Genomic DNA, 15,506 nt, shown 5'->3' with positions numbered 1-15,506 from the left:
TTGTGTGCGCGTGAGTTCCAAACGCCGGCCGCCGCCGGCACCCGAGCCGTTGAGCCCGCTCGTCGATGCGCACACCCACCTGGATGCGTGTGGTGCCGCCGACGCCGAGGGCGTGCGGGCCATCGTGGACCGCGCCGCGGCGGTGGGTGTGGGCGCGGTCGTCACGATCGCCGACGACCTGGACTCCGCGCGCTGGGCCACCCGCGCCGCCGAGTGGGACCCGCGGGTCTATGCCGCGGTGGCCCTGCACCCCACCCGCGCCGGCGCGCTCGACGACGCCGCCCGCGCCGAAATCGAGCGACTGGTGGCCCACCCCAGGGTGGTGGCCGTCGGCGAGACCGGCCTGGACCTGTATTGGCCCGGCCGCCTGGACGGCTGCGCCGAGCCGGCCGTGCAGCGCGAGGCGTTCGCCTGGCACATCGACCTGGCGAAGCGGTGTGGCAAACCGCTGATGATTCACAACCGCGACGCCGACGACGAGGTGCTCGACGTGCTGGCGGCCGAGGGCGCCCCGGACGCCGTGATCTTCCACTGCTTTTCCTCGGATGCCGCCATGGCCCGCCGCTGCGTGGACGCTGGATGGCTGCTGAGCCTGTCCGGCACCGCGAGCTTCCGCAACGCGCACGCCCTGCGCGAAGCCATCCCCTTGATACCGCCGGAACAGCTGCTGGTGGAGACCGACGCGCCGTTCTTGACGCCCCATCCGTATAGGGGGACGGCGAATGAGCCCTATTGCCTTCCTTATACTGTTCGGGCGATCGCCGAACTGGTGGATCGTCGCCCGGAAGAGTTGGCCCGGATAACAACGGGCAATGCTCACCGGGTGTACGGATTGGTCACAGTGTGACGTAAACGACCAGGCGATTCGTTGAATTTCGCCGCGTCGGAGTTGCCCAACAGTGACCGGTTCGTTACCGTCTTGTGATCGAACGGTGGGGCCTAATGGGCCCTTAATTTGTGACTTGCTGCTGAATGAGTGGGTTGTTGAGGGTTGGGTAGCGCGCGTTGAATGTATTGACAAAACTTCATCAGTCCCCGTCGCCGATGTTGCGTCTTGTAGTCGGAGGGCTGCTCGTAGTCCTGGCATTCGCGGGCGGATACGCCGTCTCGGTGTGCAAGACGGTGACGTTGACCGTTGACGGGGTCGCCATGCAGGTGACCACCATGAAATCCCGTGTGATCGACGTCGTCGAGGAGAACGGCTTCGCCATCGACGAGCGCGACGACCTGTATCCCGCCGGTGATGTCGCGGTGCACGACGCCGGCAAGATCGTGTTGCGGCGCAGCCGTCCGCTGCAGATCTCGCTGGACGGCCGTGACACCAAGCAGGTCTGGACCACCGCATCCACCGTCGACGAGGCGCTGGCCCAGCTGGCGATGACCGACACCGCCCCTGCCGCGGCCAACCGCGGCAGCCGCGTACCGCTGGCCGGAATGGCGCTGCCCGTCGTCAGCGCCAAGACCGTCCGCATCAACGACGCCGGTGCGATCCGCAACGTGCACCTGGCGGCACCGAACGTCGCCGGCCTGCTGAGCGCCGCCGGCGCGCCGCTGCTCGACAGCGACCAGGTGGTGCCCGCCGCGACGGCGCCGATCGTCGACGGGATGGAAGTCCAGGTGACCCGCAACCGGATCCAGCAGGTGACGGAACGGATCCCGCTGCCCCCCAACGCCCGTCGCATCGAAGATGCGGGCATGAACATGAGCCGCCAGGTCGTCGAGGATCCGGGCAGCCCGGGCACGCAGGACGTCACCTTCTCGGTGGCCACCGTCAACGGAGTCGAGACCGGCCGGCTGCCGATCGCCAACACGGTGATCACCCCCGCCCGCGATTCCGTGGTCCGCATCGGCACCAAGCCCGGCACCGAGGTGCCTCCGGTCAGCGACGGTTCCATCTGGGACGCGATCGCGGGCTGTGAGGCCGGCGGAAACTGGGCGATCAACACCGGCAACGGGTATTACGGCGGTGTGCAGTTCGACCAGGGCACGTGGGAGCGCAACGGAGGCTTGCGGTTCGCCTCCCGCGCCGACCTCGCCACCCGCGAGGAGCAGATCACCGTTGCCGAGGTGACCCGTGAGCGCCAGGGTTGGGGCGCGTGGCCAGTGTGCAGCGGAAGAGCTGGTGCACGCTGACCATCCGGCTACTCGGGCGTACCGAGATCAGGCGGCTGGCCAAAGAACTTGATTTTCGGCCACGGAAATCTCTCGGCCAAAATTTCGTTCACGACGCCAATACGGTGCGCCGGATCGTCTCGACCTCCGGGGTGAGCCGGTCTGACCACGTCCTGGAGGTCGGGCCCGGTCTCGGGTCGCTCACCCTGGCGTTGCTCGACCGCGGCTCGCAAGTCACCGCCGTCGAAATCGACCCGGTGCTGGCCGAGCGCCTGCCCCAGACCGTCGCCGAGCACTCCAGCAGCGAAAGCCAGCGCCTGACGGTGATCAACCGCGACGTCTTGACCCTGCGCCGCGACGAGCTGGCCGTGCAGCCGACCGCGGTGGTCGCCAACCTGCCGTACAACGTCGCCGTCCCGGCGCTGCTGCACCTGCTTGCCGAGTTCCCGTCCATTCACACCGTGACGGTGATGGTGCAGGCGGAGGTCGCCGAGCGGCTGGCCGCCGAGCCGGGCGGCAAGGAGTACGGCGTGCCCAGCGTCAAGGTGCGCTTCTTCGGCCGGGTTCGCCGTTGCGGCATGGTGTCGCCGACGGTGTTCTGGCCGATTCCCCGGGTCTACTCCGGGCTGGTGCGCATCGACCGCTATGCGACCTCGCCGTGGCCCGCCGACGAGGCGTTCCGTCGCGCGGTGTTCGCATTGGTCGACATCGCGTTCGGGCAGCGGCGCAAGACCTGCCGCAACGCATTCGTGGACTGGGCGGGCTCGGGCAACGAGTCGGCGGATCGGTTGCTGGCCGCCAGCATTGACCCCGCCCGCCGCGGTGAGACGCTCTCGATCGACGACTTCGTGCGGTTGTTGCAGCGATCCGCCGACCGGCCCCACAGCGCCACCGAGCCGACTCCGCGCAGCGCCGAACAGGGGGCGTCGGCCGGCTGACGGCGGACCACCGGGGCGCCGTTGCGTGTGGTTGGCTCTCAGCAGCGATAGTCTGCTGCGGTGTCAGCGTCTGACGGCAACACCGCCGCGGCTTGGGTGCCCACCGGGTCGGTCACCGTTCGGGTCCCCGGAAAAGTCAACCTCTACCTGGCGGTCGGCGACCGCCGCGAGGACGGCTATCACGAGCTGAACACGATCTTTCAGGCCGTTTCGCTGCTCGACGAGGTGACGGTCCGCAATGCCGACGTGCTCTCGCTCGAGATCGTCGGCGAGGGCGCCGAGAAGCTGCCCACCGACGAACGCAATCTGGCCTGGCAGGCCGCCGAGCTGATGGCCGAACACGTCGGCCGGGCGCCGGACGTGTCGATCATGATCGACAAATCGATTCCGGTGGCCGGCGGGATGGCCGGTGGCAGCGCCGACGCGGCGGCCGTGCTGGTCGCGATGAACTCGCTGTGGGAACTCAACGTGCCGCGGCGCGACCTGCGCGCGCTGGCCGCCCGGTTGGGCAGCGACGTCCCGTTCGCGCTGCACGGCGGAACCGCGCTGGGCACCGGCCGCGGCGAGGAGTTGGCGACGGTGTTGTCCCGCAACACCTTCCATTGGGTCCTGGCGTTCGCCGACAGTGAGCTGCTGACGCCGGCCGTCTTCGCCGAACTGGACCGGCTGCGCGAGGTGGGGGACCCGCCCCGGCTGCCCGCTCCCGGGCCGGTGCTGGCCGCCCTGGCCGCCGGCGATGCCGAGCAGCTGGCGCCGCTGTTGGGCAACGAGATGCAGGCGGCCGCGGTGAGCCTGCACCCCGCGCTGCGACGGACGTTGCGCGCGGGCGTGGAGGCCGGGGCGCTGGCGGGAATCGTGTCCGGGTCGGGCCCGACTTGTGCCTTCCTGTGCCCGTCGGCAGCCGCCGCGGTCGACGTCGGCACCGAGGTGTCGGGGGCGGGTGTGTGCCGCACGGTGCGCGTCGCCAGCGGGCCGGTGGTGGGCGCGCGGGTGGTCCCCACGCCGACCGAAGTGTGAAAATTTTCCCAATTCGCGCGTTAGTTTGGGCGCCACCCTAAGAGGAGTTTAAGATAATCCGCGGTGACGGGAAGCGTTGAGCAAGATCACTTAATTCCATCGTCCGCCGGGCGTTCCGGCGGACGATCAATGCATCGGACCCGGCGAGACTTCGCCGGCCCGATTCGTGCTCATCGGGTGATCGAGCGCCGCCGCACGGAGGCGGGCGTGGACGCATCATCGATCCGAGACCTAACCGCCGCCCAACTGTGTTTGCGTGCTTGCGGTGAAGAGTTACCCGGCGGGCGGAACATGAGATTCCGGGCAGTGGGACCAGGGCTGGAACCGAGGAGGCTTTTGTGAGCAGGTTTACCGAGAAGATGTACCTCAATGCCCGGTCCGTGACGACGGGCATGGTCACCGGTGAACCCCACGAACCGGTCCGCCACACCTGGGGCGAGGTCCACGAGCGCGCGCGCCGCATCGCGGGCGGCTTGGCCGCGGCGGGCATCGGGCCCGACGACGCGGTCGGCGTGCTCGCCGGCTATCCGGTGGAGATCGCGCCGACGGCGCAGGGCCTGTGGATGCGCGGGGCCAGCCTGACGATGCTGCACCAGCCGACGCCGCGCACGGACCTGGCCGTGTGGGCCGAGGACACCATGCACGTCATCGGCATGATCGAGGCGAAGGCCGTCGTCGTCTCCGAGCCGTTCCTGGTGGCCATCCCGGTGCTCGAGGAGAAGGGCATCAAGGTCGTCACCGTCACCGACCTGCTCGCGGCGGAGCCCATCGAACCCGTCGAGGTCGGCGAGGATGCCCTCGCGTTGATGCAGCTGACCAGCGGCTCGACCGGATCTCCCAAGGCGGTGCAGATCACCCACCGCAACATCTATTCCAACGCCGAGGCGATGTTCATCGGCGCCCAGTACGACGTCACCAAGGACGTCATGGTCAGCTGGCTGCCCTGCTTCCACGACATGGGCATGGTCGGCTTCCTCACCATCCCGATGTACTTCGGTGCCGAGCTGGTGAAGGTCACGCCGATGGACTTCCTGCGCGACACGCTGCTGTGGGCCAAGCTCATCGACAAGTACAAGGGCACCATGACCGCGGCGCCCAACTTCGCCTACGCGCTGCTGGCCAAGCGGCTGCGCCGCAACGCCAAGGCCGGCGACTTCGACCTGTCGACGCTGCGGTTCGCCCTGTCCGGCGCCGAGCCCGTCGAGCCCGCCGACGTCGAGGACCTGCTCGACGCCGGCGCACCGTTCGGCCTGAACCCGTCGGCGATCCTGCCGGCCTACGGCATGGCCGAAACCACGCTGGCCGTGTCGTTCTCGGAGTGCAACGCCGGCCTGGTGGTCGACGAGGTGGACGCGGACCTGCTGGCCGCCCTGCGCCGCGCCGTACCCGCAACCAAGGGCAACACCCGCCGGCTGGCCACGCTCGGCCCGCTGCTGCGCGACCTCGAGGCGCGCATCATCGACGAGAACGGCGACGTGATGCCCGCCCGCGGCGTCGGTGTCATCGAGCTGCGCGGTGAGTCGTTGACGCCCGGCTACCTCACCATGGGTGGCTTCATCTCGGCCCAGGACGAGAACGGCTGGTACGACACCGGTGACCTCGGCTACCTGACCGAAGAGGGTCACGTGGTGGTCTGCGGCCGCGTCAAGGACGTCATCATCATGGCGGGCCGCAACATCTATCCCACCGACATCGAGCGCGCCGCCTGCCGCGTCGAGGGGGTGCGGCCCGGCTGCGCCGTGGCGGTCCGGCTGGACGCCGGCCACTCCCGCGAGACGTTCGCGGTGGCCGTGGAGTCCAACGCCTTCCAGGACCAGGCCGAGGTGCGTCGCATCGAGCACCAGGTCGCCCGCGAGGTCGTGGCCGAGGTCGACGTCCGGCCGCGCAACGTGGTGGTGCTCGGTCCGGGGACCATCCCGAAGACGCCGTCGGGCAAGCTGCGCCGGTCGACCTCCGTCAGCCTGGTCACCTAGTACGGGCCGGCCCGGCTACCAGGCGTGGACGCTGTTCTGCGCGGGCTCCAGGCCCAGTTCGATCAGCAACTCGGTCGCGTCCGCGGCCTGCTCGCAGATGGTGGGAACCTCGGCGCGCTCGGCGGCGTTGAAGGCTTCCAGTACGAACGCCGCCGGATCCTTGCGTCCCGGGGGACGGCCGATCCCGATGCGAACCCGTTGAAAGTCCTTGCTGCCCAGGGCATTAGCAACCGAACGCAGGCCGTTGTGGCCGCCTTCGCCGCCACCGATCTTGAGCCGGATACGCCCGAAGTCCAAGTCGAGATCGTCGTGGATGACGATGAGGTCGCCCGGTGTCACCGAGTAGAACTTCGCCAACGGGCCGACCTGACGGCCGGATTCGTTCATGTAGCAGCGCGGCTTGGCCACCACCACCGAGCGGCCGGCGAGCCGACCGCTGACTATCTCGGCGCCGGAACGCTTGTGCGCCTTGAACTTCGAACCCATCCGCGCCGCCAGCAGGTCGGCGACCATGAACCCGACGTTGTGCCGGGTCCGGGCGTAGTTGTCTCCGGGATTGCCCAGGCCGACGACCAGCAACGGCTCGGCCACGTTGTGATCCGCCTACTCGGACTCGGCCTCGGCGGCCTCTTCTTCGCCGGCCTCGGCTTCCTTTTCGCCTTCGGCCTCCGCGGCCTCCTCGGTGACCTCGCCCGCGCCCTCTTCGGCGAGTTCCTCGGCCGTCGGCGCGGTGACCACGTTGACCACCAGGGTGTCCGGGTCGGAGATCAGGGTGACGCCCTTGGGCAGCGTGATCTGTCCGGCGGAGAACTGGGTGCCGGGCTCGGCGCCCTCAACCGACACCGTCAACTGCTCGGGAATCGACAGGGCGTCGGCCTCGATCTCGATGGCGCTGGCGTCCTGGGTCACCAGGGTGCCGGGCACGGCCTCGCCCTCGATGACGACGCGGACCTCGACGACGACCTTTTCGCCGCGGCGCACGACCAACAGGTCGGCGTGCTGGATGGTGCGGCGAATGGGGTGGATGTCCAGCGACTTGGTCAGGGCCAGCTGTTCCTTGCCCTCGATGTCGAGGGTCAGCACCGCGTTGGTGCCCGCGTGCCGGAGCACCGCGGCGAAGTCGTGGCCGGGCAGTTCCAGGTGCTGCGGGTCGGTGCCGTGGCCGTAGAGAACGGCCGGGATCTTGCCGTCGCGGCGGGCTCGCCGGGACGCGCCCTTGCCGGTCTCGGCGCGGACCGCGACCTTCAACTGGTTGAGTGTTTGCTTGGCCATCGTGTCGCTCCTGTGTGCTCGCTCGTGTCTCGGGGCACGGCCAGGATCGCGACGATTCGTCGGTCTCCGTCGATAACGGTGCTGGCCAGCCAGCCACCCTCGCCGTGACGCCCGGTCAGGTTAACGCATCCGCACCTCAGAGGGGAAATTCGGCGGGCGGGCGCCGGGCCGAGAGACTTATGTGGCGGACGTGATCGATGAGTCTCAGCGGCTCAGAGCGGGAACTTGGTCTTCGTGAGTTGCTCGGACAGCGACCACAGCGCCGCCGCCGTGGCCGAATCCCGGGCGCGCGGGCTGCGCCCGACCGGTTGGGTGCGGCCCATCTGGCCGAATCGGGGTCCCACGAAGGTGTCCCCGGGCAAGTTCTGGGACGCCGCGTACAGCGTTTGCCGGGCGCCGAAATCGGCGTCGGTGGCGACCACCCGGGTGACCGCCGACATCAGCGCGTCGCCCAGCTTGCGGCCGGAGGCGCCCTGCAGGTTGGTGTGCGAGTAGCCGGGGTGGGCGGCGAGGGCCCGCAGTGGCGAACCGGCCGCGACGAGGCGGCGCTGCAGCTCGCTGGTGAACAGCAGGTTGGCGAGCTTGGACTGGCTGTAGGCCAGCCAGGGCGAATAGCGCCGGTTCTGCCAATTCAGGTCGTCCAGGTTGATGCTTCCGGGCCAGTGCGCCATCGACGACACGGTCACCACCCGATCGGTCAGCTTGGGCAGCAACAGGTTCGTCAGCGCGAAGTGACCGAGATGGTTGGTGCCGATCTGGGTCTCGAAGCCGTCGACGGTCAGCGCGAAGGGGGCGGCCATGATCCCGGCGTTGTTGATCAGCACGTCGGCCTTGCTCACCCCGTCGGCGAACCGGCGCACCGACGACAGGTCCTGCAGGTCGAGCTCCCGCACCTCGACCTGGCCGGCCATCTGGCGGGCCGCCGCCTCGCCCTTACGGATGTTGCGGACGGCCATGACGATCGTGGCCCCTCGCCGCGCCAGCTCGCGGGCGGTCACGGCGCCCAACCCGCTGTTGGCACCGGTGATGATGACGGTCCGTTCGGCGAACGACGGTAAATCTGCGGCGGTCCAGCCAGTCATGGCTGACAACACTAATCGCGACGTCACTTCGCCGCGACGACGAATCCGTGAATGATCTTGTCGATGTCGCTCGCCTGCGCGGCCGCCTGATTGGCGAAGCCGGTGATGGTCAGCTGCACCAGATACCGCTGGTGTGCGGGCGGTGATCCGGTCGCGATGACGATGCGGTTCCAGCTGTGCAGCCGCATGCCGCCGTCCAGGTCGTAGCTGCCCTGGATCATCGACGAGGGAAAGCCGTTGTAGGGCGCTCCCGAGGCGTCCAGCTGCTTGAAGTTCTCGAACAGTTGCGCATCGTCGTTGCCGTGCTTGATGACCTGCGCCGGGTCGAAGCTACCGTTCAGCTTGAACACCACCAGCCGCGCCGTCGGGAACTTGCCGCCCTGCGAGATGATCAGCGTTTGCGGGCTGATGTTCGGGCTGGTGAACGGCGACCAGCCCGGGGGAGTCGGGATCGACACCGTCAGGTCGGGCACCGATCCCGGCGCCACCGGCTCTCCGGTCACCCCGATGCTCTGCAGATACTGCGACAGGGGAACCGGCTTCTCCGCCGGCTTGGTGGTCGTGGTCGTCGGGGTCTTCGACAGGATCGATTGGTAGTCAGGCGGTTTCGGTGCACAGCCGCTCGCGGAGAAGGCCACCGCAACCATCGCGGCAGCGGCCACGCGGGGGCCGAGCCGGCTCACAGAATCTCGCGGACCGCGTCGATCGGGCGGGCCAGCCGAGTGCCCTTCGGCGTGACGACGAAGGGTCGTTCGATGAGGATGGGGTGTTCGACCATGGCGTCGAGCAACCGGTCATCGGTCGCATCCGCGAGATTGAGCTCCTCGTACAGCGGCTCGCGCCTACGGGTCGCGGTGCGCACGTCGATGCCCGCCTCGCGGATCATCTTCACCAGCTCGGCGCGGGTCGGCGGGGTCTTCAGGTACTCGACCACGGTGGGTTCAAAGCCGTTGTCGCGCAACAGGTCCAGCGTCTTGCGGGAAGTGCTGCAGCGTGGGTTGTGGAAGATAACGGCGTCGTCTGGCTTGGCCGCCATCTAGGCGTCTCCGTCGAAAAGCCCGGTGACCGAACCGTTTTCGAAGACGGCACGGATGGTGCTGGCCAGCAGCGGCGCGATGGACAAGACCGTCAGCTGCGGGAAACGCTTCTCCTCGCCGATCGGGAGGGTGTTCGTCACGATCACTTCCCGGGCACCGCAGGCGGCCAGCCGCTCGGCGGCCGGATCGGAGAGCACACCGTGGGTGGCCGCGATGATCACGTCACCGGCGCCCTCGTCGCGCAGCAGCTTCACCGCGCCGGCGATGGTGCCACCGGTGTCGATCATGTCGTCGATCAGCACGCAGGTGCGTCCGGCCACCTCGCCGACGACGCGGTTGGACACCACCTGGTTGGGCACCCGCGGGTCGCGGGTCTTGTGGATGAAGGCCAGCGGGACGCCGCCCAGCGAGTCGGCCCATTTCTCGGCGATGCGCACCCGGCCGGAGTCGGGCGAGACGACCACCATGTTGCCGTCGGGGTAGTTGTCGCGGATGTAGCCGGTCAGCAGGTTCTGCCCGCGCATGTGGTCGACGGGCCCGTCGAAGAAGCCTTGGATCTGGTCGGTGTGCAGGTCGACCGTGACGATCCGGTCGGCGCCCGCGGTCTTGAGCAGGTCGGCGACCAGCCGAGCCGAGATCGGCTCGCGGCCCCGGTGCTTCTTGTCCTGCCGGGCGTACGGGTAGAACGGCATGACCGCGGTGATCCGCTTGGCGCTGCCCCGCTTGAGGGCGTCGATCATGATCAGCTGTTCCATCAGCCAGTTGTTCACCGGGTCCGGGGCCGACTGCAGGACGAAGGCGTCGCATCCGCGCACCGATTCGTGGAACCGCACGAAGATCTCGCCGTTGGCGAACTCCCGCGCGGTCTGTGCGGTGACGTGGACGTCGAGCTCCTTGGCCACCTGCTCGGCCAGCTCCGGATGCGCACGGCCGGAGAAGAGCATCAAATTTTTGCGGTTATCGGTCCAGTCGTGGCTCAACGCACTGCCCTCGCCAAATCGGGGTGGGGGATGGAAGGCCCCATCGTACGAAGCGAATCGTACGGAAATGTGGCCGGGTTGCCAGCTAGCAAATTCACGGTGTCTAGTCGGCTTCTGGTGTGGCGCCCTCTGCGGGGCCCTGACCAGCGGCTTTCTCGGCGGCCTCGGCCGCTTGCGCGGCCGCGCTGCCCGGGCGCTTGCGGTGCACCCAGCCTTCGATGTTGCGCTGTGGACCCGCGGATACGGCCAGCGTTCCGGGCGGGACGTCGTTGCGCACCACCGTCCCCGCGCCGGTGTAGGCGCCGTCACCGACGGTCACCGGCGCCACGAACATGGTGTCCGAGCCGGTGCGCACGTGCGAGCCGATGGTGGTCCGCCGTTTGGTTTCGCCGTCGTAGTTGACGAACACGCTGGACGCACCGATGTTGCTGTGTTCGCCGATGTCGGCGTCCCCGACATAGGTCAGGTGCGGCACCTTGGAGCCGGTGCCGATGGTGGCGTTCTTGGTCTCGACGAACGCGCCGAGCTTGCCGTCGTCGCCCAGCACCGTGCCGGGCCGCAGGTAGGTGAACGGGCCGACGGTCGCTCCGGCACCGATCGACGACGCGGTGCCGTGCGTGCGGACCACCGAGGCGCCGTCACCGACGCTGACGTCGGTCAGGGTGGTGTCCGGGCCGACGACGCAGTGGCCACCGACCTGGGTGCGGCCCAGCAACTGCGTCCCGGGCTGGATGACGGTGTCGCGACCGATGCTGACGTCGACGTCGATCCAGGTGGTGGCGGGGTCGACGATGGTGACGCCGGCCGTCTGATGGGCGGCGATGATGCGGCGGTTGAGTTCGGCGCCCAGCTGCGCGAGTTGGACGCGGTTGTTGACGCCGGCGACCAGCGCGCTGTCGTCGACGTGGCGGGCGTGGATGGCCAGGCCGTCACCGCGCAGGATGGCGATGACGTCGGTCAGGTAGAGCTCCTGCTGGGCGTTGTTGGAGCTCAACCGGTTCAGCGCCGAGCGCAGCGCCGCGGTGTCGAAGGCGTAGACGCCGGCGTTGACCTCACGGATCTCGCGTTGCGAGGGCGTCGCGTCGGCGTGTTCCACGATCGCCATGACCTCGTTGTCCTGGGTGCGCAGGATGCGGCCGTAGCCGCTGGGGTCGCTCACGGTCGTGGTCAGCACCGTGACCGCGGCCGGCGCCGCGCTGTGCGAGGCGATCAGGTCGGCCAGGGTGTCGGCGTCCAGCAACGGGGTGTCGCCCGAGGTGACGACGACGAGCCCGGCGTAGTCGTCGGGCAGCGCGGACAGGCCACACAGCACGGCATCGCCGGTGCCGCGGGGCCGGTCCTGCAGCGCGACGTCGATGGGACGTCCCAGCGCGTCGGCCCAGTCGGCCACCAGCGGTGCGATCCGTTCGTGGTCGTGGCCGAGAACGACGGCCAGGTGCTGGGGAGCCACCTTGGTGATCGCGTGCAGGAGATGGGACAGCATGCTGCGTCCACCGATGGTGTGCAGGACTTTCGGGGTGTCCGACCGCATCCGGGTGCCGGGCCCGGCCGCTAGCACCAGGACCGCGGTATCACCAGGAGACGACATCAACCCTCCTCTTCGGGTTTGTCCGCGCGGGCTGTGCGCGGAAGCGCCGACACGCCGTCAAGCGTGTCACTTCAGCTGCGGTGAAGGCAAAAAACGATGGGATATCGCAACCAGCAATCGAAGCTCCGTCGCCAGGACTCGAACCTGAACTATCTGAACCAAAATCAGAGGTGCTGCCGATTACACCACGACGGATCGCTAACCCACGGCGAGCGGCGGTTGAGACCGACCGCGCCACCAAGACTTTAGTCTGACGACGATGCGGGCCGCTTGTCGGCTGTTGACCGATACGCTGAACAACGTGGCCGTGCTGGACAAGGAACCGGACAAGGAGGTGCGGGCGCCGCGCGCGCGGATGACCGGCACCGAGCGCCGCCAACAGCTGGTCGGCATCGCGCGCACGCTGTTCGCCGAACGCGGGTACGAAGGCACCTCGATCGAGGAGATCGCCCTGCGCGCCAACGTGTCCAAACCGGTCGTCTACGAGCATTTCGGCGGCAAGGAAGGCCTGTACGCCGTCGTCGTCGACCGCGAGATGTCGGCGCTGCTGGACGGCATCACCTCGTCCCTGACCAACAATCGGTCCCGGGTGCGCGTCGAGCGGGTCGCCCTGGCGCTGCTCACCTACGTCGAAGAGCGCACCGACGGCTTCCGGATCATGATCCGCGATTCGCCGGCCGCGATCAGCTCGGGCACCTACTCCAGCCTGCTCAACGACGCCGTCAACCAGGTCAGTTCCATCCTGGCCGGCGACTTCTCCCGGCGCGGCCTGGATCCCGGCCTGGCGCCGCTGTACGCGCAGGCGCTCGTCGGCTCGGTGTCGATGACGGCGCAGTGGTGGCTCGACACCCGCGAGCCCAAGAAAGAAGTGGTGGCCGCGCACCTGGTCAACCTGATGTGGAACGGGCTGACCCACCTCGAGGCCGACCCCCGGCTGCAGGACGAGTAGCCGGCGCCCGGCTTGGACTATGCGGCGACCCGCTGCGCCCGGCTTGGACTATGCGGCGACCCGCTGCGCCCGGCTTGGACTATGCGGCGACCCGCTGCGCCCGGCTTGGCCTATGCGGCGACCCGCTGTGCCCGGCTTGGACTATGCGGCGACCCGCTGTGCCCGGCTACGCCGCGCTTGCGATCGCCGCGGCCGCGCTTGCGATCGCCTCTAGCCGCAGTCGCGGGCCAGCAGGTCGGTGACGGTCTCCCGGCGAACCAGTTCGCGGGCCCGGCCGTCCTTGACCGCCACCAGCGCGGGGCGCCCGACCATGTTGTAGTTCGACGCCATGCTGTGGTGGTAGGCGCCGGTGCAGGCCACCGCCAGCAGGTCGCCGGGGTGCAGGTCCGCCGGAAGCTCGACGTCGCGGGCGATTTCGTCGCCCGCCTCGCAATGCCGGCCGACGACGGTGACCCGCTGCTTGAGTCCCATCGAATGCCGGTTGGCCAGCGCGGCCGTGTATTGCGCGCCGTACAGCGACACCCGCGGGTTGTCGCTCATGCCGCCGTCGACAGCGACGAAGGTGCGCCCGCCCGGTTGGGTCTTGATCGAGCACACCCGATACAGCGTCACGCCGGCCCGGCCGCAGATGGCCCGACCCGGTTCCACCACGATCTGCGGCCGCGGGAAATGCTCGGCGGCGCAGGCCTCGTCGAGGGCGTTCTCGATGACATCGGCCAGCTGCTCGAGATTCAGCTCGCGGTCGCCGGGGACGTAGGGGATGGCGTGCCCGCCGCCGATGTTCAGCTCGGTGAGTATGACGCCGTGCCGGGCACGGATATCGGCCATCGCCGCGATCATCCGGCGGATCGCCTCGCCGTACAGGGCCGGATCGGCGACCTGCGAGCCGATGTGGCAGTGCAGGCCGACGAGGTCGAGGATCGGGTGCGACAGCACGCGCTGGGCCGCGACGTCGGCGCGGTCGCCGTGGAGTGTGAACCCGAACTTCTGGTCGCTGATGCCGGTGGTGACGGCGCGGTGGCCGTGGATGTCGATGTCGGGGGTGACCCGGATGAGCACGGGTTGGCGGCGTTTCGCCAGGCCGGCGAGGTAGGCGATCTCCATGCCCGAATCCAGCACGATGCGCCCCACGCCGACGCGCACCGCTTCGCGCAGCTCCTCGGGTGATTTCGCGTTGCCGTGCATGACGATGCGCGCCGGGTCGACTCCACCGGCAAGGGCGACGGCCAGCTCGCCGCCGGAGCAGACGTCGAGTCCGAGGCCCTCTTCGCGGGCCCAGCGGGCCACCGCGGTGCTCAACAGCGACTTTCCGGCGTAGACAATCTCGACGCCGCGCAGCGTGCGGCGGTAGCTGCGGGCGCGGTGCCGGAAGTCGGTTTCGTCGATGACGTAGGCCGGGGTGTGGAACTCGTCGGCGATATCGGCCAGTGGTACACCGCCGACGCACAGCCTCCCCTCCTCGTCGGGGTGGGCCGTGATCGGCCAGATGGCGGGATCGAAACGAGGGGAAGCGGCCTGACCGAGCGACGGCAGGATGTCGAGCAATGTCATGAATCCAACCTGCGCGCGCGGGTATTCGGGTGGTGGCTTTCTTACGATCCCTTGACGGCGGCGACCTCAATATTGACGTGGTTCGGTGTGTCCGGCCCTGTCCCTGAGGGCCCCTAGAATGGAATTCATCATGACCGCACCGGGGGCTGCTCGCCCAGAAACCCCGATCGCGGGGCTCGTTGAATTGGCGCTCACCGCGCCGACCTTCCAGCAGTTGATCGACAGCGCGTCCGCTTCGCCTGCCGAGTTGAGCCTGGTGGGTCCAGCCAGCGCACGGCTATTCGTCGCCAGTGCGCTGGCGCGGTTGGGCCCTCTGCTGGTAGTCACCGCGACCGGGCGCGAAGCCGACGACCTCACCGCTGAACTGCGCGGCGTCTTCGGCGATTCCGTCGCGGTCTTCCCGTCCTGGGAAACGCTGCCGCACGAGCGACTTTCGCCCGGCGTCGACACCGTCGGCGCCCGGTTGACGGTGCTGCGCCGGCTGGCCCATCCCGACGACGCCCGGCTGGGTCCGCCCCTGCAGGTGGTGGTGACCGCGGTGCGCTCGCTGTTGCAGCCGATGACGCCGCAGCTGGGGCTCGTGGAGCCGGTCACGCTGAAGGTCGGGACGGAGATCGAATTCGAGGGCGTGATCACCCGGCTCGCCGAGCTGGCCTACACGCGGGTCGACATGGTCGGCCGGCGCGGCGAATTCGCCGTGCGCGGAGGCATTCTCGACGTCTTCCCGCCGACCGCCGAGCACCCGGTGCGCATCGAGTTCTGGGGCGACGAGGTCAGCGAGATGCGGATGTTCTCGGTCGCTGATCAGCGCTCGATCCCGGAGATCGAGGTCGACACCCTGATCGCGGTGGCCTGCCGCGAACTGCTGCTGACCGATGAGGTGCGGCAGCGCGCCGCCGAGCTGGCCGCCCGGCACCGGACCACCGACCCCGCCATCACCGGCAGCAGGGCCTCCATGCCGTCGACCGCGATGCCTTCGCCGATCTTGGCCAGCATGTCGGTGACGC

The 15,506-nt window shown here is 68.8% G+C and carries 14 protein-coding genes, 1 tRNA gene and 1 pseudogene; 7 read left to right on the top strand and 9 right to left on the bottom strand.

From position 1 onward, the window contains the following. The first annotated feature begins 4 nt into the window (after positions 1 to 4). From A5708_RS12480 to A5708_RS12460, 5 genes are all read left to right on the top strand, one after another. The gene (locus A5708_RS12480; protein WP_065028934.1) at positions 5 to 847 is read left to right on the top strand and encodes a TatD family hydrolase; all 843 of its coding nucleotides are present in this window, start codon (positions 5 to 7) and stop codon (positions 845 to 847) included. A 158-nt stretch (positions 848 to 1,005) separates the two neighbouring features. Further along, entirely contained in the window at positions 1,006 to 2,133 is a 1,128-nt protein-coding gene (locus A5708_RS12475) for a resuscitation-promoting factor (protein ID WP_196772616.1), read from the top strand. After that, positions 2,097 to 3,050, top strand: a complete 954-nt coding sequence (gene rsmA / locus A5708_RS12470) for a 16S rRNA (adenine(1518)-N(6)/adenine(1519)-N(6))-dimethyltransferase RsmA (RefSeq protein ID WP_065028932.1) — start codon at positions 2,097 to 2,099, stop codon at positions 3,048 to 3,050. Before A5708_RS12475 ends, rsmA begins: the two co-directional genes overlap by 37 nt. A gap of 60 nt (positions 3,051 to 3,110) precedes the next feature. After that, positions 3,111 to 4,067: a 4-(cytidine 5'-diphospho)-2-C-methyl-D-erythritol kinase gene (locus tag A5708_RS12465; protein WP_065028931.1), complete on the top strand. Its 957-nt coding sequence runs from the start codon at positions 3,111 to 3,113 to the stop codon at positions 4,065 to 4,067. Positions 4,068 to 4,405: 338 nt separating this feature from the next. Beyond that, entirely contained in the window at positions 4,406 to 6,040 is a 1,635-nt protein-coding gene (locus A5708_RS12460) for a fatty acyl-AMP ligase (RefSeq protein WP_065028930.1), read from the top strand. A gap of 15 nt (positions 6,041 to 6,055) precedes the next feature. On the opposite strand, the gene pth is transcribed toward A5708_RS12460, so the two are convergent. The 8 genes from pth to A5708_RS12420 all read right to left on the bottom strand — a co-directional run bounded on the left by pth (position 6,056) and on the right by A5708_RS12420 (position 12,194). Beyond that, on the bottom strand, positions 6,056 to 6,631 hold the full coding sequence (gene pth, locus A5708_RS12455) for an aminoacyl-tRNA hydrolase (protein WP_065028929.1): 576 nt from the start codon (positions 6,629 to 6,631) through the stop codon (positions 6,056 to 6,058). Between the two features lie 12 nt (positions 6,632 to 6,643). Further along, entirely contained in the window at positions 6,644 to 7,312 is a 669-nt protein-coding gene (locus A5708_RS12450) for a 50S ribosomal protein L25/general stress protein Ctc (RefSeq protein WP_065028928.1), read from the bottom strand. A gap of 212 nt (positions 7,313 to 7,524) precedes the next feature. Further along, complete coding sequence (locus A5708_RS12445; RefSeq protein WP_065028927.1) at positions 7,525 to 8,394, bottom strand: oxidoreductase; 870 nt, start codon at positions 8,392 to 8,394, stop codon at positions 7,525 to 7,527. A gap of 23 nt (positions 8,395 to 8,417) precedes the next feature. Then, entirely contained in the window at positions 8,418 to 9,041 is a 624-nt protein-coding gene (locus A5708_RS12440) for an LpqN/LpqT family lipoprotein (protein ID WP_196772621.1), read from the bottom strand. 32 nt (positions 9,042 to 9,073) lie between these two features. Beyond that, positions 9,074 to 9,430, bottom strand: a complete 357-nt coding sequence (arsC, locus tag A5708_RS12435; RefSeq protein WP_065028925.1) for an arsenate reductase (glutaredoxin) — start codon at positions 9,428 to 9,430, stop codon at positions 9,074 to 9,076. Beyond that, positions 9,431 to 10,411 carry a ribose-phosphate diphosphokinase gene (locus A5708_RS12430; protein WP_064953125.1) on the bottom strand — a complete coding sequence of 327 codons (981 nt, stop codon included), beginning with the start codon at positions 10,409 to 10,411 and terminating at the stop codon, positions 9,431 to 9,433. A gap of 103 nt (positions 10,412 to 10,514) precedes the next feature. Next, positions 10,515 to 11,999 (bottom strand): bifunctional UDP-N-acetylglucosamine diphosphorylase/glucosamine-1-phosphate N-acetyltransferase GlmU, encoded by a 1,485-nt coding sequence (gene glmU, locus A5708_RS12425; protein WP_065028924.1) that lies wholly within the window; start codon positions 11,997 to 11,999, stop codon positions 10,515 to 10,517. A gap of 123 nt (positions 12,000 to 12,122) precedes the next feature. Beyond that, positions 12,123 to 12,194: transfer RNA gene (locus A5708_RS12420), tRNA-Gln, on the bottom strand. A gap of 160 nt (positions 12,195 to 12,354) precedes the next feature. Here A5708_RS12420 and A5708_RS12415 point away from each other — a divergent pair. Continuing rightward, on the top strand, positions 12,355 to 12,948 hold the full coding sequence (locus tag A5708_RS12415; protein ID WP_007776775.1) for a TetR/AcrR family transcriptional regulator: 594 nt from the start codon (positions 12,355 to 12,357) through the stop codon (positions 12,946 to 12,948). A 210-nt stretch (positions 12,949 to 13,158) separates the two neighbouring features. On the opposite strand, the gene lysA is transcribed toward A5708_RS12415, so the two are convergent. Then, complete coding sequence (gene lysA / locus A5708_RS12410) at positions 13,159 to 14,499, bottom strand: diaminopimelate decarboxylase (protein WP_065028923.1); 1,341 nt, start codon at positions 14,497 to 14,499, stop codon at positions 13,159 to 13,161. Between the two features lie 130 nt (positions 14,500 to 14,629). Between lysA and A5708_RS12405 the strand changes: the two are divergent. Continuing rightward, positions 14,630 to 15,506 (top strand): annotated as a pseudogene (locus A5708_RS12405) (transcription-repair coupling factor); the annotation flags it as partial.

The organism is Mycobacterium colombiense (assembly GCF_001672755.1).
GTDB classification, from domain to species: domain Bacteria; phylum Actinomycetota; class Actinomycetes; order Mycobacteriales; family Mycobacteriaceae; genus Mycobacterium; species Mycobacterium colombiense_C.
The sequence above is the reverse complement of the archived record's forward strand: the minus strand, read 5'-3'. Positions and strand labels throughout refer to the sequence as shown.